Source organism: Meridianimarinicoccus zhengii, from assembly GCF_003254465.1.
GTDB lineage: Bacteria > Pseudomonadota > Alphaproteobacteria > Rhodobacterales > Rhodobacteraceae > Meridianimarinicoccus > Meridianimarinicoccus zhengii.
Map to the genome: position 1 here is coordinate 20,881 of NZ_QDFI01000039.1, position 19,297 is coordinate 40,177.

Consider the following 19,297-nt stretch of genomic DNA (forward strand, 5'->3'; position numbering starts at 1 on the left):
GTGGATGCAAGTGCCCGCCGGAACCAGTCCAATCGCGCCGGGCGCGGAATTATCTCGCACTTGCAGCATTTTTGCATCGCGGTCCGGATCGGCGGAGTTGAACGGTCAGGCGCGCCAGAAATCCGGGTTGAGCAGCGCCACGATGGCAAGCGTTTCGAGCCGCCCCAGAACCATGGCCAGCGCAAGGACGGTCTGCGTGGCCGTATCCAGCAGGCCAAGCGGGATCGGCGCCGTACTGGCCACGACCACCAGAGGGCCGGTATTGGTCAGCGCCGCCGTTGTCAGGATCATCGCCGCCTCGAAGGGTTGACCGAGGGCCGACAGGGCGAGCATTCCGCCCGCGAAGGCGATGGCGAACAGCATGAAGCTGAGCCAGGCCAAATAGGCGGCATCCATGCGGAACCGGCGCGCCCGGTGGCCAGGGCTGGAGACCAGCCGAGGGTGCACCAGTCGGCCTGCCTCGAACTGTCCGTGGCGATAGAGAACATAGACCCGCAGCAGCTTCACCCCGCCTGCCGTCGTGGCCACGCCCCCACCCACCATGGCAAGTCCGATCAGGATCAGTCCCGGCGTGGTCAGTCCCGACCAGTTGCGCGCGACCTCCCACTCCGCCGAAATGAAGCCCGTCGTCGTCAGGAACGATGTGGTGGTGAAAATCGCCCCCCACAGGCTCCGCCACGGGTCGGGCGCGGCGCCGCCCACGTCGATCAGGCCGATCCAGTGGTGCAGGTAGATCACCGCGGGCGCGGCGACCAGCAGCGCCGATGCCATCCGCATTTCGGGGTCCTGCCACCAGCGCCGGCCCACGGGTTGGGGCATGTCCTGGGCAAATGTCGACCGGCTGAGCGCGAAGACCATGCCGACAAGCAGCACCGCCTCGCCCCAATGGTCGGCCGAACTCGACTGCATGCTCGGCAGCGGCGAGATGCCAGAACTTGCAAGCGTGGACATGGCGTGACAGGCCGCGACCAGCGGATCCTCGCCCGCGATCAGCAGCAGAAGCCAGATCGCCAGTGTCAGGCCGCCATAGACCGGCGCCAATGCCCGGGCAAAGCGCCAGACACGGCGGTTCGGATATTCCGCCACCGCGGCCCGCCCGAGTGTCACGTCCCGCCCCACCTGCACCGAGGTCAGCATCAATTCGAACCCGCCAAGCCGCTGCGGCGCGAGCACCGCGATGGCCGCTACCCACATCACGAAGCCGCCGTACCAGCCCACAAGCGCACGCCACAGGTGCAGGCTGTCGGGCAGCCGTCCGGGGCGGTCGAACACCGTGGCGCCGGTCGTCGTAAGGCTGGACACCATCTCGAACCAGGCATCCGCGAAGCCGAGATCCGGCACGGCCTCGTATAGCGGTGCGGCCAGCATCATCGGCAGCAACAGGTAGATCGCCAGCAGCGACAGCAACAGCCCCCGCGCCCCCTGCACCGCGGCCCGCGTCACAAGCGACAGCCCCACGAGCACGACAAGGACCCCGAACAGGATCCCACCGTAAAGGAAGGGCCGCCCCACTGCATGGGCACCCGTCAGCCCGGCATGGATCGCGGGAATGAGCATCAGCGCGGCGCCGCCACCCGACGCGAACAGCCACAATGGCAGCCGGTCGTGCCAGCGGGCGCGGCCCGCCCCGGCGGGACGGCGCAGCACCGGCGGGCGGCGGTGCGGTTCAGAAATAGTCAATCGACACCTGCAACAGCCGCTCCACCTCGGGGACATCCGCCGACAGCGCGAAGAAGGTCACGATATCGCCCTCTTCGACCCGCGTGTCCGCCGTCGGGATCACGACGCGCCCGCGCTTGACGATCGGCCCCATCAGCGCGCCCTCGGGAAAATCGATGTCGCGCACCTGTTTGCCGCACATCTGCGCAGTCTTGAGCACCACGGCCTCCAGCACCTCCGCCTCTCCGTCGCCCACGGAATAAACGTCGCGCACGCGGCCGTGCCGGACATGACGCAGGATCGAACTGACCGTCGTCGCGCGCGGGTTGATATGGGCGTCGATCCCGAGCGGCGCCATCAGCGGGATCAGCGCGGGATCGTTCACAAGACTGATCGCCATGGGGCAGCCCAGCGATTTCGCCCGCACCGAAGTCAGCAGGTTGGTCTTGTCGTCGTCGGTCACGCACAGGATCGCGTCGGCCTTGGTGATGCCGGCTTCGGCCAGCAGGTCGGCGTTCAGCCCGTCGCCATTGAGCACGATGGTACGTTCCAGCGCGTCGGCGGCCCGTTCGGCGATGGCGCGGGATTTCTCGATCACCTTGACGCGCACCCGGTCTTCCACCCGGCTTTCCAGTGCGCGCGCCACGGCGAGCCCGACATTGCCGCCGCCCACGATGACGACCCGCTTCTGCCGGGTGCGGGTGCGCCCGAAGATCTCCAGCGTGCGGTCCATGTCGTCGGTGTGGCAGAAGACATAGACCTGATCGCCCGCAAAAAGCTGGTCCTGTGCTGCGGGCGCAAAAAGGGTTTCGTCCCGGCGCACGCCCACCACCTGCGCGCGCAGGGTGGAGAACAGATCGGTCAATTGCCGCAGCGGCGTGTTCAGCACCGGGCAATCGGGTTGCAGATGCAGCCCCATCAGTTGCGCCTGCCCATCGAGAAAGCTTTCGATATCGAAGGTGACCGGTGCGGACAGCCGTTGCAGCGCCGCCTCGGCCACGGCCTTTTCCGGGCTGATGACCACGTCGATTGGCAGGTGGTCGCGGCGATAGAGATCCGACACCAGCGCCTGAAGATAGCTTTGCGCGCGCAGCCGCGCGATCTTGCGCCGGATACCGAAGATCGAATGGGCCACCTGGCAGGTGACCATGTTGACCTCGTCGGCATGGGTCGCGGCGATGATCATGTCGGCGTCTTCGGCCCCGGCGCGTTCCAGCACGTCCGGATAGGAAGCGAACCCCGCGACCCCCTGCACGTCCAGAAGGTCGGTGGCGCGCCGCACGAGGTCTTCGTTGTTGTCCACGATGGTGACGTCGTTGCGCTCGCCCGACAGGTGGCGCGCGATCTGCCAGCCGACCTGGCCCGCGCCGCAGACGATGATCTTCATGGGTCAGGCTCCGGTTCGGGCGCGTTGCGGAACGGTCGTGGGGGCGGATTGTCTGCGCGGCTCAGTCATCGCCATCGCTGTCCTCGCCAACCGGGTCTTCGCCGATCCTGTCTTCGAACGTCGCGACGCGTCCACCGGCACGCGTTGCCGTCACCACGTTCAGCGATTTCAGCTTGCGGTGCAAGGCCGACCGCTCCATCCCCACGAAACTGGCCGTGCGCGATATGTTGCCGCCGAAGCGGTTGATCTGTGTCAGAAGATATTCACGTTCGAACAGCTCACGCGCTTCGCGCAGGGGCAAGCGCGCTATGGCGGGCGACAGCACGACGCGATCCTCGTCCTCGTCGCTGCCGCCATGGCCCGTCGCGGGCAGTTCGCGCGCCGCTATTTCGCCCGTGTCGGGGCCGAGGATCAGAACCCGCTCGATCACGTTGCGCAACTGCCGGATATTGCCGGGCCAGGGCATGGATTGAAGCGTCGCCGCCGCCTCCTCACCAAGTTCGCGCAGCGGCAGGCCCTCGGTCTCGTGGAACTGCCCGATCAGGTGGCGCGCGATCTCGGGGATGTCCGCGCGGCGGTCATCGAGGCCCGGAACCTCCACCGGAACCACGGCCAGCCTGTGGAACAGCTCTTGCCTGAAGCGGCCCGCGTCGATCTCGACGTCCAGATCACGGGCGGTCGAAGACACGATGCGCAGATCGACCTTGACCCGCGCCGCGCCACCCACGCGCGTGAACTGCTGCTCCACCAGCACGCGCAACAGCCGCGCCTGCGTGTCGGGCGGCAGGTCCGCGACCTCGTCCAGGTACAGCGTTCCCTTGTCGGCCTGTTCCAGCAGGCCCGGTTCCACCGGCTGACCGGCGGTTTCGCGCCCGAACAGGACCTGTTCCATGCGCTCCGGCGACACGGCACCGCAATTGAACGTGACGAACCCCGCCCCCGCGCGCGCCGAACGGGCGTGAAGATACCGCGCCACCGCTTCCTTGCCCGCGCCCGGCGGGCCCATCAGCATCACGCGGCTGTTGGTGCGCGCGACCTTGTCGACCTGCCCCTTCAGCAGCCGGAACGCGGCACTCGACCCGATCAGCTCACCCGGGCCCACGTCCTGCCTGCGCAATTCACTGTTCTCGCGGCGCAGGCGCGCGGTTTCCATCGCGCGGCGGATCACCACCAGAAGCTGATCGATGTTGAACGGCTTCTCGATGAAGTCATAGGCCCCCTGCTTGATGGCCGCGACCGCGATCTCGATATTCCCGTGACCCGAGATGATGACCACGGGGATCTCGGGCATGTCGCGCTTGACGGTCTTGAGAATGTCGATCCCGTCCATCGCGCTGTCCTTGAGCCAGATGTCGAGGATCATCAGGCGTGGGCGCTGATCGGCAAGCGCGCCCATGCATTCCTCTGATCCGCCGGCCAGCCGCGTCGTGAAGCCTTCGTCCTCCAGAATGTCCGAGATCAGTTCCCGGATATCGCGTTCGTCATCGACGATCAGGATGTCAGTCATGCCCTGCCTCTGTTGTTGTTCTTCGCCTGCACCCGGTCACTCCGCCGCACGCACGCCGGTATCGTCCAGCGGGAGCGTCACCGACACGCGCGCACCGCGATGCCCGTCGCCGCCCAGATCGGCGCCGGTTTCCAGCTTGATGCGCCCGCCGTGTTCTTCGACGATCTTTTTGACGATCGGCAGGCCCAGGCCGGTGCCACGGTCGCGGGTCGTCACGTAGGGTTCGAACAGCCGCGCACGGTCGGGCGGGAATCCGGGGCCGCTATCATCCACCGTCAGGCGCACGGCGCCCCGGCGCAGGTGCAGCGCCACGTGCACCCGCGCCGGGGCCTCCTCGCGGGATTGCGCCGCTTCCATCGCGTTCTTCACGATGTTGATGACCGCCTGCGACAGAAGCGTCGCGTCGAACCGCGCGATCAGCGGCGCTTCGGGCAGGTCGGTCGTCACGGCGATATCGGGCGAGCCTGTGGATTGCAGGAACACCGCGTCGGACACCAGCTTCACAAGATCGCCGGTCCGTGCCTCCGGTTCCGGCATCCGCGCGAACTTCGAGAATTCGTCCACGATCCGGCGCAGGTCGTTCGTCTGGCGCACGATCACATCGGTCAACTGGTCGAGCTTGTCGGCATCGTCGCCGGCCGCGTCACGGAACTTGCGCTTGATCCGTTCCGCCGAAAGCTGGATCGGCGTCAGCGGGTTCTTGATCTCGTGCGCGATGCGCCGCGCCACGTCGCCCCAGGCCGCCATCCGCTGCGCGGACACAAGATCGGTCACATCGTCGAAGGCCACCACGAAGCCTTCGAGAGCCCCGTCCATGCCGCGCCGCATGGCCATGCGGACGAGCAGGATGTCCTGCACATCCGCGCGGCTGAGCTTGATTTCCTCCTGCACCACGGTATCGCTGCCCGCCCGGAGCCGTTCCAGAAGCCCCGCGAACTCCGGCACGAGGTGCGCGAGCGTCTGGCCCGGTCCCTGTCCTTCCTCCAGCGCCAGCAGCCGCAGGCCGGAGGTATTGATGAAATCGATCCGCCCGCCCGCATCGAGCCCCATCACCCCCGCCGTGACCGAGGACAGGACGCTGTCGAACAAACGCCGCCTTGCCTCGATCTGCTGGTTGGAGTCGAGCAACGTCTGGCGCTGCCCGCGCAACTGGCGGATCATCTGGTTGAAGACGCGGCCGAGAAGCGCGATCTCGTCATCGCCCTTTTCCTCGCGCACCTGCACGTCAAGATCGCCAGCGCCAACGCGCACCGCGGCACCTGCCAGCCGCCCCACCGGCCGCGCCAACCGTTCGGCGAACCACAGCCCAAGCCAGATAGACGCAAGGATCAGCATGACCGCAAAGCCGAGATACAGAAGCCCAAATTCGAACAGCATCCGCCCCCGGTCCCGCTCGAGTTGCTGATAGAGCGTCGCGGTCTGCTGCGTGTCGTCGAGAAGACTCAGGAGCGCGCCGTCCACGGATCGCGACACGAGAAGGTAGCGATCGACGAAGGCATCGAGCGCCGCAAGCGCCCGGAATTCGTTGTTGTCCCAATCCTGCAGCACTACGATGTCCCCTGCCCGTGCGCGGGCCAGGTCCGCCTGCGTGGGCGGTTCGTAGTAGAACAGGTACGACCCGTCGCCGCGCGCGCGGATTTCCGCTGCACCGTCGATGACGAAGGCTTCCTTCAAACCGCGCTGGATCTGTGCCTGCCCCTGCCCCAATACCTGCCGGAAGTCCCCATCTGTCATCAGGAACGTCCGGCGCTGCTGGGCGTTGAGCAGCCCGGCAAGCGCGCGGGTGTCCTCGATCAGGTCCTGTCGCTGTTCGGCCTGGTATGCCTCCGCCGCCGCGAGCGAAGCGCCCACCACGCCGCGCACACGGTCCGAGAACCAGCCTTCGAGCCCCACATTGACCGTCAGCCCCGCGAACACAGCGACGAGGACAGTGGGCACCAGCGCCACGAGCGCGAACACCCCCGTCAGCCGAAGATGCAGCCGTGACCCGGCGGATTTCGCACGCCGCGCCGCGATCATCCGCGCGATGCGCATGAGCACGAGCGTGGAAAGCACGAGGATGTAAACGAGATCGGCCATCAGCACGAGCCGCAGCGCCACCACGGACACGGTGATGTCCAGCGGCCCGAGCACGAGGAAGGTGGCCGCCACAAGTACCGGACCCAGCCCCACCAGTGTGAGCGTCCCAAGCGTCTGCAACCGCCCGCGCGGACGCAGACGGAACAGGCGGGCGCGCGTTTCAAGGGCAGACGGGAAACGCATCCGGATCCTCGCGGCTGATGCGGTCACGCGAACGTCAGACGCCCGGCGACATGCGGCAAAAGGGCAACGCCCTGTGGCCGCTTTACATCAACTTTCGCCGCCGTGTCACGCGGATATCCAGTTCCGTGATCTTCTTGCGCAAGGTGTTCCGATTGATCCCCAGGAGGTCCGCGCATTTCGCCTGGTTGCCGCCGGTGGCGTCCAGCGCGATCTCGATCAGCGGCGTCTCGACCTCGCGCAGGATACGCTGGTACAGGCCCGGCGGCGGCAGCACGCCGCCATGCAGGTCGAAATAGCGCCGCAGATGCGCGCCGACCGATGCGGACAAACGGTCACCATCGGGCCGCCCGCCCAGCGGCTCCATGGCGGGTTGGTTGCCGAGTACATGGTCCACATCGGCCTTGGTGATCTCGTCCTCAGGACTCGTGACCACCAGCCGGCGCACCGTGTTGCCCAACTGGCGGACATTGCCGGGCCAGCTATACGCCCGGATCATGTCAAGCGCTGCGGAACTGAACCGCCGCATGGGCGCCCCGTCACGTTCCGCCCGCGCAAGGAAATGATCGGCCAGCAGGGGGATGTCGTCCACCCGCTCGCGCAGGGACGGGACGGCGATCACCACGCCGGACAGGCGGTAGAACAGGTCCTGCCGGAACTTGCCGTCCTCGATCCGTTCGCTCAGGTCGTTTTGCGACGTGGCCATGATGCGCGGCGCGGGATCGCCGAAATTGTCGAGCATCCGCACGATGCGCGCCTGGCTGTCGGGATCGAAATCGCCCACCTCGTCGAACAGGATCGATCCGCCGCGCGCCTTGGCCACAAGGCTTGCTGGCCCGTCCATCCCGGCCAGATCGGCGGCGGAGGCGACGACGAAAGGCATGGTGCGCCGGTCCGAGAAATCGTGGATCGCCCGCGCGATCAGCGATTTGCCCGTGCCGCTTTCGCCCGTGATCATCACTGGAAGCTCGGTATTCATCACCCGGGCGACCAGCCGATAGAGCGCCTGCATGGCCGGGGTCCGCCCGACCAGCGGCAACTCGTCGGAATGTTCTTCGGTGGATGTCTTGCGCGGGGACGGCGCGCGGCGCTTGACCTCCAGCGCGCGCGAGGCGCGCTTCATCAGGTCCGGCAGATCGAAAGGCTTGGGCAGATAATCGAAGGCATCAGCTTCCGCGGCCTGAATCGCCGTCATGATCGTGTTCTGCGCGGAGATCACGATCACCGGCAGGCCGGGGCGTTCCGCGCTGATCTTCGGCAGGGTCTCCAGCCCGTTGCCGTCTGGCATGACCACGTCCGAGATCACCAGATCGCCCTTGCCCTCCTCGACCCAGCGCATCAGCGTCATGAGCGAGGACGTGGCGTGGACCTTGCAGCCGGCCCGCGTCAGCGCCTGCGTCAGCACGGTGCGGATCGTGCGGTCGTCATCGGCGACCAGAACTGTGCCGTCCATCAGATATCCTCCAGGTCCTTGGGGGCGACGGGCAGCGAGATGCGGAAAACCGTGCGTCCGGGCACGCTTTCGACACCGATCCAGCCGTCATGTTCGGAAATGATCTTCGACACCAGGGCAAGGCCCAGCCCGGTGCCGTTCTCGCGGCCCGACACGAACGGGTCGAAGATGTCATCGGCGATCTCGGGCGGGATGCCCGGTCCGTCATCGATGATTTCTACCTGCAGCGGCAGCGGCGCGTCCGATCCGTCACGTCGCCGCAGCCGCAGCGCCACGTCATAGAAGGTGCGCAGGGTAATCGTGCCGCCTTCGCGCGGGTCCGCCGCCTCGGCGGCGTTCTTCATCAGGTTCTGGAACACCTGCAGCATCTGGTCGCCGTCCACATGGGTCGGCGGCAACGAGGGATCGTAATCCTCCACGATGCGCATCCGCGCGGCGACTCCCAGCGACGCCGACCGGCGCGCGCGGTCCAGCAGATCGTGCACGTTCACCGCCCGGCGCACGGGCGGGCGCAGGTTGCCGAACTGTTCGACCTGTTCCAGCAGCTTGGAGATACGCCGCGTCTCGCCCACGATCAGGTCGGTCAACTCCTGATCCTCGCCGGTCAGACCCATCGCCAGAAGCTGCGCGGCCCCGGCAATGCCCGCCAGCGGGTTCTTGATTTCATGGGCCAGCATCTCGGCCATGCCGATGGCGGATTTCGCCGCAGCCTTCACGGAATTGGCGCGGTCCATCCGGTCGGCGATCTGGCGCGGCGCGAACAGCACCAGCACCCGGCCCGACCGATCGGACAGCAGCCCGATCTGGAGATTGCACTGCACCGGCGGGCGGTTGCCGCTGCCCACGTCCACGTCGTTGATGAACAGGTCCGCCTGGTCCCGGCGCACGCGCGCGAAGGCCCCTTCCAGCGGGGCGGCGACCATCAGCTTGTCCCACACAGGCTTGCCGCGCACCGACTTGGCGGAGGTATTGAGGAAGAACTCCGCCGCCGGGGTGATATCGGCGATGGTATCGTCGGGTTCCAGCAGGATCGCCGGAACCGGCAGCGACGCCCAGAGCGTGTCGCCCCAGGCTTCTTCCGCGCGGTCCTTGCCCATGTCCTTGCTCATGCCGCGCACCGGTCGTCGCGCACGGGTTCCAAGGGCGCCTGGTCCATAGCGAGCGCCCCCGACAAGAGCGCGCGCACTGCGGCGGGGTCCTGCGCGGTCAGCACCTCCCGGCGCCGTGCGGCGCACGTCCCCGCGCGATCCATGTACCAGCCAAGATGTTTGCGCGCGACCCGAAGACCAAGGTCCCGCCCGTAGAACGACAGCATCGCGTCGTGATGGGCGGCGACGAATTCGACCAGCGCCGCACCCGCGGGCACCACCGGCGCGGGCGTGCCATAAAGCGCCGCGGCGACGGCGGCGGGCACCCAGGGCGCACCTTGCGCGCCGCGCCCGATCATCACCGCCGCCGCACCCGATTGCGCCAATGCCGCACGGGCGGTCGCGGGACAGGTCACGTCGCCATTGGCCACGACGGGAATGTCCAGCGCATCGACCACACTGCGGATCGCGGCCCAGTCGGCACGACCCTTGTAGAACTGGCAGCGGGTGCGCCCGTGGATCGTGACCATCGCCACGCCTGCATCCCGCGCGCGGCGCGCAAGGCTGGCGGCATTGAGGCAATCGTCATCCCAGCCAAGACGGGTCTTCAGCGTCACGGGAACGTCCACCGCGCCCACGACCGCCTCGATCAACCGTAGGGCCAGGTCCGGGTCGCGCATCAGCGCCGAGCCGGACAGCCCCCCGGTCACCTTCTTCGCGGGACAGCCCATGTTGATGTCGATGATCCGCGCACCCATGGATTCGGCCATGCGCGCGGCTTCGGCCATCAGCGCGGGGTCGCGGCCCGCAAGTTGCACTGCTTCGCCCCCCTGCCCGTCGGTCAGCGCCCGGTCCTGCGTGCCACGGCGGGATTTCACCAACTCGCCACTGGCGATCATCTCGCTCACCACCAGCCCCGCGCCGAACCCGGCCACCAGCCTTCGGAACGGCAGATCGGTAATGCCGGCCATCGGGGCCAGAAGGACGGGCATGGAAAGCGGCTGATCTGCCACGTGAATGGTCACTTGCTCAAACCTTATGCGTTTGCTGCATAGGTAGAGGGTTGATCGGCCCGACGCCAAGACATGACAAGCCCAATTCGCGCGCAAAACACAAGCTGCGCAATTTTTGTGCAGCCGGATGCGGAAGCTGCGCCGCATTGTCACGACGCAGGGCAGGCCATAAACCCGACCCTGCAAACAGGAGACCGGGCATGCAGGTTGCAGCCATCGTCGTGGCCGCGGGCCGTGGCGTCCGTGCCGGGGGCGGAACCCCGAAACAATATCAGCCGCTTGGCGGGCAAAGCGTGCTGACCCGGACGCTGGCGGCGCTGGCGGCACACCCGGCGGTCGCGCAACTTGTGGTGGTCACGACCCCTGCGGACGCCGCGCTGTGGGACGCGCGGGTCATTCTGCCCGCAGCCTGCCCGGTCACCGTCGTGCCCGGCGGGGCCACGCGCGGCACGTCCGTGCAGGCGGGACTGCATGCCGTTTCGGGCGCGATGACCCACGTTCTGATCCACGACGCCGCACGCCCGCTGGTCGGCACGGGCGTGATCGACCGGGTGCTGGGCGCGCTTGCCGATCACGCGGGGGCGGCCCCGGCGGTGGCGATCTCCGACGCTCTCTGGACCGGGCAGGACGGGCGGGTCACGGGCCTGCGGGACCGCGCGGGGCTTTACAGGGCGCAGACGCCGCAGGGCTTCGCGCTGGCCGCCATCCGCGCCGCCCATGCCGCCCACCCCGGCAACGCCGCCGATGACGTGGAGGTCGCCCGCGCCCACGGGCTTGACGTGGCCATCGTCGAGGGGGATGAGGACAACATCAAGATCACCCTGCCCGGCGATTTCGCCCGGGCCGAACGCATCCTCGCGCAGCGGGGCGAACGGGAACCGGACATGGATGTGCGCCTCGGCAACGGCTATGACGTGCATCGCTTCGGCGCGGGGGATGCAGTGATGCTCTGCGGCGTGCCGGTGCCGCACAGCCATGGGCTCGACGGCCATTCCGACGCCGATGTCGGCATGCACGCGATCACCGACGCGATCTACGGCGCGTTGGCCGCGGGGGATATCGGACGGCATTTCCCGCCCTCCGACCCGCAATGGAAGGGCGCGGACAGTGCCGTGTTCCTGCGCCACGCGGCGGGCTTGGCGCGCGATGGCGGCTACGCCATCGGCAATGTCGATTGCACGCTCGTATGCGAGATACCCAAGATCGGCCCCCACGCGGCCGCGATGCAGGCGCGGCTGGCCGAAATCATCGGGATCGACGCCGCGCGCATCAGCGTGAAGGCGACGACATCGGAACGGCTCGGCTTCACCGGCCGGGGCGAGGGCATCGCGGCGCTGGCCACGGTCGCGCTGGTCAAGCCATGAGGGCAAGCCGCGCCATTGCCACGCTCGGCGGCGTAGGCCTGATGCGCCCCGCGCCGGGGACATGGGGCAGTGCCGCGGCGATCCCGCTGGGATACGGGTTGCATGTCGCAGGAGGCTTTCCGCTGCTGGTGCTGGCAACCCTCGCCGTCATCGCGCTCGGCTGGTGGGCCGCGAAGGCCGAGGCGGCGGCGACCGGGACCCATGACGCGGGCGAGATCGTCATCGACGAGGCGGCGGGCGTCTGGATCGCGCTCTGGCCGCTGTCAGGGGGGCTGTGGCACGCGGGCGCCGATCCGTGGCTGTTCCCATGGCCGGGCTGGGTCGGCGCCTTCCTGCTGTTCCGGCTGTTCGACATCTGGAAACCAGGTCCCATCGGCTGGGCCGACCGGCAACAGGGGGCAATGGGCGTAATGGTGGACGACGTGATCGCGGGGGTGTTCGCCGCCATTGTGGTTGCACTGGCGGCATTTGTCGCCCACGGAATGCTGGGCGCATGAGCGCCGAAACGCTTCTCGCCCGCGCGCGCGCCGAAGGCGTGATGGTCGCCACCGCCGAAAGCTGCACGGGCGGGCTTATAGCCGGGGCGATCACGGATGTCGCCGGATCCTCGGCGATCTTTGACCGGGGCTTCGTGACCTACACCAATGCCGCCAAGGAACAGATGCTCGGCGTGCAGGCCGCGACGCTGGCCAAGCATGGCGCCGTCAGCGAAGCGGTCGCGCGCGAGATGGCCGAGGGCGCGCTGGCGCGGTCCAACGCGTCGCTGGCCGTGGCGGTCACGGGCATCGCGGGGCCGGGCGGCGGCACGGCGGCGAAGCCCGAGGGCCGGGTGTGCTTCGGGTTGGCCCGACAAGGCGCGCCGACGCGCGTTGAAACGGTGGATTACGGGCCGCTGGGCCGTGGCGCGGTGCGCCGCGCAACGGTCGCGCATGCGCTGGCGCTGCTACTTGACGGCCTGCCGGGCTGAATGACCGTAAAGCCGCTCCGCCCGCTTCTCGAAGGCATGCACGATCCGCTGCATCGCCTCGTTGAACACGAGCCCGATGACCGATTGCAGCATCCTGTTCTTGAACTCGAAATCCACGTCGAAATCGACGACGCAGCCGCCATCGTCGGCGGGCGTGAAGATCCATTTGGACTTCAGATAGCGGAACGGTCCGTCGAGATACTCGGTATCGATCCGGCTTCCGTCCTTCCACAGGGTCACGCGGCTGCCGAAACGCTCGCGGAACACCTTGAAGCTGATCACAAGGTCCGCTTCCATCACCTCGAACGCGCCGCGGTCCGTCCGTGACCGTATCCGGGCCGCCGCACACCATGGCAGGAATTCCGGGTAGGATGCCACGTCGGCGACCAGATTATACATCTGGTCCGCGCTGTATGGCATCTTGCGATGTTCCGCGTGGCTGGGCATGTCGGTCCTTTTGTCGCGAGACAGTGCGCGCTCATATCTTAAAGTCGGCTTGCAAAATCAAGGGGACGATATGTCTGACCGCCCGTATGTGATCGACCAGATGATCTCGGCCAAGTCCATCGCCGCCCGGATCGAGGCGCTCGCCCGCTTGATCGAAGACCATTACGCGGGCGTGGACAAGCTGGTCGTGGTGGGCCTGCTGCGCGGGTCGTTCATCTTCATCGCGGACCTCGTGCGCGAACTGGCCATGGATATCGAGGTCGATTTCATCGAGGCGTCGTCCTACGGCAACGCCATGGAATCGTCGCGCGAGGTGCGCATCGTGAAGGACCTGTCCGGGGCGATCGCGGGGCGCCACGTGCTCGTGGTCGAGGATCTGGTCGACACCGGCTACACCCTGAGCCACGTGGTCGCACTGCTGCGCGCGCGCGATCCGGCGAGCCTGCGGGCCATCGCCCTGCTCGACAAGCCCGCCCGGCGGGAGGTCGATTTCCGGGCCGACTGGATCGGGTTCGAGATCCCCGACGAATTCGTCGTCGGCTACGGGATCGACTACGCGCAGCGCAACAGGAACCTGCCGCATATCGGCAAGGTGCGGTTCACCGGCTGACCGGTTCGCCGATCACGGGGCTGTGACCGGGGCCCATGCCCGGAAACGTTGTGCCGTCACGCTTTCCGGATAGGCTGACGGCACCAACAGGAGGGCGAATATGAAGATCACCCAAGCATGGCTTGCCGCCGCCGCACTGGCCGTCGGCGCAGGTGCCGCGCAGGCGCAGGATTTCGACAACCAACTCAAGGCCCGTCAGGGGCAGTTCCGCATCATGGCGCTCAATCTCGGCGTGCTGGGCGGGATGGCCCGCGGCACGGTGGATTACGACGCCGAAATGGCGCGGATGGCTGCCGAGAACATCGCCACCATCGCCAGCCTGCACCAGGGCGCCATGTGGCCCGAAGGGTCGGACAACATGGAACTGGACGGCACGCGCGCGCTGCCGTCGATCTGGGACGACAACGCCGATTTCCTGTCGAAATGGGGCGCCATGGGCGAAGCGGCCAACAGCCTCGTGGCTGTCGCTGCGGACGGGCAGCAGGGGCTCGGCCCGGCGGTGGGCGCATTGGGCGATGCCTGCGGCGCCTGCCACGAGGCGCATCGCCAGCCGTCGGAATGACCCGTGACGCGGTGACAGCGGGGGCCGCGCGGTGATCCGCGCGACGCTGGCCGTGTGCGCCGTGCTGGCGGCGGGCGCGTGGTGGGCCACCGGCGGCACGCGGCTGGCCCCCGGCGATCTTGACGTGACCGAGGGCGACGCGGCCGCAGGGGAGGCCGTGTTCTGGGCCGCGGGCTGCGCGTCCTGCCACGCCGCCCCTGAAGCCGAAGGCGAGAACAGGCTGGTGCTGGCTGGCGGGCAGGCGTTCCCGTCGCCCTTCGGCACGTTCCGCGCGCCCAACATCTCGCCCGACCCGGACGCGGGCATCGGCGACTGGTCGCTCGTGGACATGGCGACGGCGCTGCGCCACGGGGTCGGACCGCGCGGGCGGCATTACTATCCGGCCTTCCCCTACACGGCCTATGCGCACATGACCGACCGGGACATCGCGGACCTGTGGGCCTTCCTGCGGACACTGCCCCCAAGCGACGCGCCGAGCGCCGACCATGACCTGAGCTTTCCGTTTTCCATTCGCCGCACCCTTGCGATGTGGAAATGGATGAACGCGGGCGGCGACTTCGTTCTGGACACGGGCGGCGATCCGCAACTGGAGCGTGGCCGCTACCTGGTGGAAGGTCTGGCCCATTGCGCCGAATGCCACACGCCGCGCGACATGTTCGGCGGCCTGCAGGAGGAGTCGTGGATGGGCGGGGCGCCGAACCCGACCGGCGACGGGCGCATCCCCAACATCACGCCCGCGGCTCTCGATTGGTCCGCGGCGGACATCGCCTACTATCTCGAATCCGGCTTCACTCCCGATTGGGATTCCGCGGGTGGACACATGACTGACGTGATCGAGAACATGGCGAAGCTCCCCGCCAGCGACCGGGAAGCCATCGCCGCCTACCTCAAGGCGCTGCCGCCGGTGTCGTCTGACGGCTGAGCGGCGCGCGGATCAACCCGCAACGCCCGCCAGCTTCGCCTGCCGTGCGGCGCGCAGCCGGTCGAAGTCGTCGCCCGCATGATAGGACGACCGCGTCAGCGGCGTTGCCGATACCATCAGGAAACCCTTGTTGTAGGCCGCTTTTTCATAAGACGCGAACTCGTCCGGCGTGATGAAGCGGTCTACCCTGTGATGGTGCGGCGTGGGTTGAAGATACTGGCCGATGGTCAGAAAATCGATCCCCGCAGAGCGCATGTCATCCATCACCTGAAGCACCTGCGGACGTTCCTCGCCCAGCCCGACCATGATGCCGGACTTGGTGAACATCGCCGGGTCAAGTTCCTTCACCCGCTGCAACAGCCGCAAGGAATGGAAGTAGCGCGCACCGGGCCGCACTTCTTGATACAGGCCCGGCACAGTCTCGAGGTTGTGGTTGAACACGTCCGGCTTCGCCGCGACCACGGTTTCCAGCGCGCTGTCGGGACACCGCAGGAAATCGGGCGTCAGGATCTCGATCGTGGTGCCCGGGCTGCGATGGCGCACGGCGCGGATGGTCTGGGCGAAATGCTCCGCCCCGCCATCGTCCAGGTCGTCGCGGTCGACGCTGGTGATGACGACGTGGTTCAGTCCAAGCTTCTGCACCGCATCGGCGACGCGCCCCGGTTCGAACAGGTCGAGCGTCTCGGGCCGTCCCGTGGCCACGTTGCAGAAGGTGCAGCCGCGTGTGCAAATCTCGCCCATGATCATCATGGTCGCGTGGCCCTGCGACCAGCATTCGCCCGCGTTCGGGCAGCCCGCTTCCTCGCAGACCGTGGTCAGCTTGTGCTCGCGCATGATCGCTGCGGTCTTCTTGTAGCCGTCCGACACGGGCGCCTTCACCCGGATCCAGCTTGGCTTCTTGGGCTGCGGGTTCACCGGGCGGTGGGCCTTTTCCGGGTGCCGTTGCTCGGGGATTTTCAGATCGCGCATGTCACCACTCCTCTTGGGCGTGGTTATAGGGGCCAAGGGCCCGCTTGTCCCGTGTCAATTCCGCATGGCCGCCCTGACGCGTGGTCGCGGCCAAGCTCAACGGACAAGAACGGGTGCATGGGCTGGCAGGCGATGGCGCAGCACATAGGCCGGGATTTCGTCGCGCCGGATGCCGAGGCGGGCAAGTTCCGCGTCGGATTTCGCGCTCAGCCGCAAGGCATCGGGCCGCATGGCCCGGCGCATCTCGCCGGGATTGAAACCGAAGCCGACGCTGGCGAGAAAAAGATCGATGTCGGCATCGATGGTCGGGATCGGCGCCGGGATCACGGAAAGCCGTGGCGGGCGACGGTCCGGTGGCGTGTGGCAAGGTCTGGTCATGGGGCACCTTTCGGTTCGCACGATCCCCTCCCCACGTGCAGGCTAACCCGATTCCGTGAAAGGACGATGGCCCCACGACGCCATGACGCGGCAAACCCCGCACTGGGTCGCAAGAGCGATGCATAAATGCACCGTCAGGGCGGACCCCGACGGTGCGAAACCTGTAAAATACCGTGGCACCAATTTGTCTTTTTCACGGCAAGGCCCGTGACATTCGGCAGACCCGCGCCGTGCGTGATGCCCTGGGGGACGACACTTGGTCGCGCGGCGCGGACTGCAAAAACAGGATGCGACCCGCAAGCCTTTGACGCAACGTCGCCATGGAAAAATGATTAACGGCAGCCGGTCGTCTGCGCCCCCGTCAGAACAGGAAATACCGTTGTGCCATCGGCAGTTCTGCCGCCGGTTCGCAGGTCAGCAATTCACCGTTGGCACGCACCTCGTAGGTTTCCGGATGCACCTCGATCTCGGGCGTGGCGTCGTTCATCACCATGTCCACCTTGCCGATGGTGCGCGTGCTCCGCACGGCCACTGTCTGCTTGCGCAGTCCGAGCGCATTGCCGATCCCGTCCGCCTGCGCCGCAGCGCTGACGAAGGTGACCGAGGATGCCTCCAGCGAGCGACCGAAGGCGCCGAACATGGGGCGGGTATAGACAGGCTGCGGCGTCGGAATGGATGCATTGGGATCGCCCATCTGCGCGCAGGCGATGGTCCCGCCCAAAAGCACCATATCGGGCTTCACCCCGAAGAAGGCGGGCGACCAGAGGCACAGGTCCGCCCGCTTGCCCACCGCTATCGACCCGATCTCGTGCGCGATGCCATGCGCGATGGCCGGGTTGATCGTGTACTTTGCCACGTAGCGCTTCACGCGAACATTGTCGTTGTCGCCAGTTTCCTCGGACAGGCGCCCGCGCTGGACCTTCATCTTGTGGGCGGTCTGCCATGTGCGGATGATGACCTCCCCCACGCGGCCCATCGCCTGGCTGTCGGACGCGATGATCGAAAATGCGCCCATGTCGTGCAGGATGTCCTCGGCGGCGATGGTTTCCTTGCGGATGCGGCTTTCGGCGAAGGCCACGTCCTCGGGGATCGACTTGTCGAGATGGTGACACACCATGAGCATGTCGAGATGCTCTTCCAGCGTGTTGACCGTGAAAGGCCGCGTCGGGTTGGTCGAGGACGGGATCACGTTCCCCGACCCGACGACCTTGATGATGTCGGGCGCATGCCCGCCCCCGGCCCCTTCGGTATGAAAGGCATGGATCGTCCGGCCCTTGATCGCCGCGAGCGTGTTCTCGACGAAGCCGGATTCGTTGAGCGTGTCTGTGTGGATCATCACCTGCACGTCCATGTCGTCGGCCACCGACAGGCAGCAGTCGATGGCGCCGGGCGTGGTGCCCCAATCCTCGTGCAGCTTCAGCGCGCAGGCGCCCGCCTGCACCTGTTCTACCAGCGCTGCGGGGAGCGACGCGTTTCCCTTGCCCGCGAAGGCGAGGTTCATGGGGAACGCGTCCGCGGCCATCAGCATCCGCCCGATATGCCAGGGACCCGGCGTGCAGGTGGTCGCCAGCGTGCCGTGCGCCGGCCCGGTGCCCCCGCCCAGCATCGTGGTCAGGCCCGAATGCAGCGCGTCCTCGATCTGCTGGGGGCAGATGAAATGGATGTGGCTGTCGAACCCGCCCGCGGTCAGGATGCGCCCCTCGCCCGCGATGATCTCGGTCCCCGGCCCGATCACGATATCGACGCCGGGCTGCGTGTCGGGATTCCCCGCCTTGCCGATCGCGGCAATGCGCCCGTCCTTCAGCGCCACATCCGCCTTGAAGATACCGGTCACGTCCACGACCAAGGCGTTGGTGACGACCGTGTCCATGGCACCCTCGGCGCGCGTCATCTGGCTCTGGCCCATACCGTCACGAATGACCTTGCCGCCGCCGAACTTGACCTCCTCGCCATAGGTGGTCAGGTCACGCTCCACCTCGATGAACAACTCGGTATCGGCGAGGCGGACCCTATCCCCCGTGGTGGGACCATACATGTCGGCATAGGTGGCGCGGGAAATCTTGGCGGGCATCGGCACGGTCCTTGGCTGGGTCGGGTCGTTTCACCGTCACCTTTGCCGCGGGCAGCGGGCAGGGCAAGGGATCAGCCGCCTGCCTACAGCCATTTGCCCATCATTTGGGCAGACCGGGACCACGACGCGCGAGCCTGCGCATGTTGGACCGGGTCCTGTGACCCAGCGGCCCAACCGCCGCCGCGAGGATTTGGTCAGGCCGTTTGCCGGCCTGCGCGGCTGTGGCCGCGGCGACGGCCGACTGCACGAAGGCCACAGGCTTTTCGCGGATCATCCGGGCCGTTTCACCCGGCGCCGTGGCCCACAGCCCCATCTGGCCGAGCAGGCGATAGGTCACGACCATCTGCGCCTCGGACAGCATCGTGGCCAGTTGCAGGCCGGAGCGCCACGCCTCCATCGGCGCGGTCAGCGCCGCGTCGCGGGGCATCGGCACGAATGGAGGGGCTACTTGGAACATTGGGGCCTCGTGCGGTCGGTGCAAGGACATCGGGTATTGCCCAACACCCTAGCATGCGCGCACGATGCTGCGCTGCGGCATAAGCGCCGCAGCGCGGGCGCGTCAGGATTTCCCCGCGTCCTTGGGCAGCGGCGGCAGGCCCGGCGTGGCCGGTGCGCGGCGCCGACGGCTGCGCGGCGCGGCG

18 protein-coding genes are annotated in these 19,297 nt (G+C 67.4%); 6 read left to right on the forward strand and 12 right to left on the reverse strand.

Features of this window, described 5'->3' with window-relative positions; all coding sequences use genetic code 11:
* Nucleotides 1–105: 105 nt before the first annotated feature.
* From DDE13_RS13220 to dusB, 7 genes are all read right to left on the reverse strand, one after another.
* Nucleotides 106–1,680, reverse strand: coding sequence for a potassium transporter TrkG (locus tag DDE13_RS13220; protein WP_235868697.1), 1,575 nt, complete (start codon nt 1,678–1,680; stop codon nt 106–108).
* On the reverse strand, nt 1,667–3,046 hold the full coding sequence (gene trkA, locus DDE13_RS13225) for a Trk system potassium transporter TrkA (RefSeq protein ID WP_111404767.1): 1,380 nt from the start codon (nt 3,044–3,046) through the stop codon (nt 1,667–1,669). Before trkA ends, DDE13_RS13220 begins: the two co-directional genes overlap by 14 nt.
* 61 nt (nt 3,047–3,107) lie before the next feature.
* Complete coding sequence (ntrX, locus tag DDE13_RS13230; protein ID WP_111404768.1) at nt 3,108–4,553, reverse strand: nitrogen assimilation response regulator NtrX; 1,446 nt, start codon at nt 4,551–4,553, stop codon at nt 3,108–3,110.
* A gap of 36 nt (nt 4,554–4,589) precedes the next feature.
* Nucleotides 4,590–6,815 (reverse strand): sensor histidine kinase NtrY-like, encoded by a 2,226-nt coding sequence (locus DDE13_RS13235; protein ID WP_111404769.1) that lies wholly within the window; start codon nt 6,813–6,815, stop codon nt 4,590–4,592.
* Between the two features lie 82 nt (nt 6,816–6,897).
* Complete coding sequence (locus tag DDE13_RS13240; protein ID WP_111404770.1) at nt 6,898–8,265, reverse strand: response regulator; 1,368 nt, start codon at nt 8,263–8,265, stop codon at nt 6,898–6,900.
* Nucleotides 8,265–9,374 (reverse strand): two-component system sensor histidine kinase NtrB, encoded by a 1,110-nt coding sequence (locus DDE13_RS13245; RefSeq protein ID WP_235868698.1) that lies wholly within the window; start codon nt 9,372–9,374, stop codon nt 8,265–8,267. The genes DDE13_RS13240 and DDE13_RS13245 overlap by 1 nt, the downstream gene beginning before the upstream one ends.
* Entirely contained in the window at nt 9,371–10,345 is a 975-nt protein-coding gene (gene dusB, locus DDE13_RS13250; RefSeq protein WP_111404771.1) for a tRNA dihydrouridine synthase DusB, read from the reverse strand. Before dusB ends, DDE13_RS13245 begins: the two co-directional genes overlap by 4 nt.
* 221 nt (nt 10,346–10,566) lie before the next feature.
* Between dusB and DDE13_RS13255 the strand changes: the two genes are divergently transcribed.
* The 3 genes from DDE13_RS13255 to DDE13_RS13265 are packed head-to-tail and all read left to right on the forward strand — an operon-like array spanning nt 10,567 to nt 12,697.
* Entirely contained in the window at nt 10,567–11,730 is a 1,164-nt protein-coding gene (locus DDE13_RS13255) for a bifunctional 2-C-methyl-D-erythritol 4-phosphate cytidylyltransferase/2-C-methyl-D-erythritol 2,4-cyclodiphosphate synthase (RefSeq protein WP_111404772.1), read from the forward strand.
* Nucleotides 11,727–12,227 (forward strand): phosphatidylglycerophosphatase A family protein, encoded by a 501-nt coding sequence (locus tag DDE13_RS13260; protein ID WP_111404773.1) that lies wholly within the window; start codon nt 11,727–11,729, stop codon nt 12,225–12,227. Before DDE13_RS13255 ends, DDE13_RS13260 begins: the two co-directional genes overlap by 4 nt.
* A complete protein-coding gene (locus tag DDE13_RS13265) occupies nt 12,224–12,697 on the forward strand; it encodes a CinA family protein (RefSeq protein ID WP_111404774.1) in 474 nt (157 codons plus the stop codon). Before DDE13_RS13260 ends, DDE13_RS13265 begins: the two co-directional genes overlap by 4 nt.
* On the opposite strand, the gene DDE13_RS13270 is transcribed toward DDE13_RS13265, so the two are convergent.
* Nucleotides 12,674–13,144, reverse strand: a complete 471-nt coding sequence (locus DDE13_RS13270) for a type II toxin-antitoxin system RatA family toxin (RefSeq protein ID WP_111404775.1) — start codon at nt 13,142–13,144, stop codon at nt 12,674–12,676. The two genes, DDE13_RS13265 and DDE13_RS13270, sit on opposite strands and share 24 nt — an antisense overlap.
* 70 nt (nt 13,145–13,214) lie before the next feature.
* Between DDE13_RS13270 and hpt the strand changes: the two genes are divergently transcribed.
* The 3 genes from hpt to DDE13_RS13285 all read left to right on the forward strand — a co-directional run bounded on the left by hpt (nt 13,215) and on the right by DDE13_RS13285 (nt 15,238).
* Entirely contained in the window at nt 13,215–13,754 is a 540-nt protein-coding gene (gene hpt / locus DDE13_RS13275; RefSeq protein ID WP_111404776.1) for a hypoxanthine phosphoribosyltransferase, read from the forward strand.
* A 100-nt stretch (nt 13,755–13,854) separates the two neighbouring features.
* Nucleotides 13,855–14,316 (forward strand): c-type cytochrome, encoded by a 462-nt coding sequence (locus tag DDE13_RS13280; RefSeq protein ID WP_111404777.1) that lies wholly within the window; start codon nt 13,855–13,857, stop codon nt 14,314–14,316.
* Nucleotides 14,317–14,350: 34 nt separating this feature from the next.
* Nucleotides 14,351–15,238 carry a c-type cytochrome gene (locus DDE13_RS13285; RefSeq protein ID WP_394340301.1) on the forward strand — a complete coding sequence of 296 codons (888 nt, stop codon included), beginning with the start codon at nt 14,351–14,353 and terminating at the stop codon, nt 15,236–15,238.
* 12 nt (nt 15,239–15,250) lie between these two features.
* Here DDE13_RS13285 and lipA read toward each other — a convergent pair whose 3' ends face one another.
* The 4 genes from lipA to DDE13_RS13305 form a co-directional block, all read right to left on the reverse strand.
* Nucleotides 15,251–16,207, reverse strand: a complete 957-nt coding sequence (lipA, locus tag DDE13_RS13290; protein WP_111404779.1) for a lipoyl synthase — start codon at nt 16,205–16,207, stop codon at nt 15,251–15,253.
* Nucleotides 16,208–16,303: 96 nt separating this feature from the next.
* A complete protein-coding gene (locus tag DDE13_RS13295) occupies nt 16,304–16,585 on the reverse strand; it encodes a hypothetical protein (protein ID WP_162630995.1) in 282 nt (93 codons plus the stop codon).
* Between the two features lie 361 nt (nt 16,586–16,946).
* A complete protein-coding gene (gene ureC, locus DDE13_RS13300; RefSeq protein ID WP_111404781.1) occupies nt 16,947–18,656 on the reverse strand; it encodes an urease subunit alpha in 1,710 nt (569 codons plus the stop codon).
* 100 nt (nt 18,657–18,756) lie between these two features.
* Nucleotides 18,757–19,113: an antifreeze protein gene (locus tag DDE13_RS13305; RefSeq protein WP_235868699.1), complete on the reverse strand. Its 357-nt coding sequence runs from the start codon at nt 19,111–19,113 to the stop codon at nt 18,757–18,759.
* Nucleotides 19,114–19,297 lie beyond the last annotated feature (184 nt).

Coding starts and splice junctions, on each gene's coding strand:
- trkA (WP_111404767.1), bottom strand. CDS start 3,046: ATGAAGATCATCGTCTGCGGCGCGGGCCAGGTCGGCTGGCAGATCGCG.
- ntrX (WP_111404768.1), bottom strand. CDS start 4,553: ATGACTGACATCCTGATCGTCGATGACGAACGCGATATCCGGGAACTG.
- DDE13_RS13235 (WP_111404769.1), bottom strand. CDS start 6,815: ATGCGTTTCCCGTCTGCCCTTGAAACGCGCGCCCGCCTGTTCCGTCTG.
- DDE13_RS13240 (WP_111404770.1), bottom strand. CDS start 8,265: ATGGACGGCACAGTTCTGGTCGCCGATGACGACCGCACGATCCGCACC.
- DDE13_RS13245 (WP_235868698.1), bottom strand. CDS start 9,374: ATGAGCAAGGACATGGGCAAGGACCGCGCGGAAGAAGCCTGGGGCGAC.
- dusB (WP_111404771.1), bottom strand. CDS start 10,345: ATGCCCGTCCTTCTGGCCCCGATGGCCGGCATTACCGATCTGCCGTTC.
- DDE13_RS13255 (WP_111404772.1), top strand. CDS start 10,567: ATGCAGGTTGCAGCCATCGTCGTGGCCGCGGGCCGTGGCGTCCGTGCC.
- DDE13_RS13260 (WP_111404773.1), top strand. CDS start 11,727: ATGAGGGCAAGCCGCGCCATTGCCACGCTCGGCGGCGTAGGCCTGATG.
- DDE13_RS13265 (WP_111404774.1), top strand. CDS start 12,224: ATGAGCGCCGAAACGCTTCTCGCCCGCGCGCGCGCCGAAGGCGTGATG.
- DDE13_RS13270 (WP_111404775.1), bottom strand. CDS start 13,144: ATGCCCAGCCACGCGGAACATCGCAAGATGCCATACAGCGCGGACCAG.
- hpt (WP_111404776.1), top strand. CDS start 13,215: ATGTCTGACCGCCCGTATGTGATCGACCAGATGATCTCGGCCAAGTCC.
- DDE13_RS13280 (WP_111404777.1), top strand. CDS start 13,855: ATGAAGATCACCCAAGCATGGCTTGCCGCCGCCGCACTGGCCGTCGGC.
- lipA (WP_111404779.1), bottom strand. CDS start 16,207: ATGCGCGATCTGAAAATCCCCGAGCAACGGCACCCGGAAAAGGCCCAC.
- DDE13_RS13295 (WP_162630995.1), bottom strand. CDS start 16,585: ATGACCAGACCTTGCCACACGCCACCGGACCGTCGCCCGCCACGGCTT.
- ureC (WP_111404781.1), bottom strand. CDS start 18,656: ATGCCCGCCAAGATTTCCCGCGCCACCTATGCCGACATGTATGGTCCC.
- DDE13_RS13305 (WP_235868699.1), bottom strand. CDS start 19,113: ATGTTCCAAGTAGCCCCTCCATTCGTGCCGATGCCCCGCGACGCGGCG.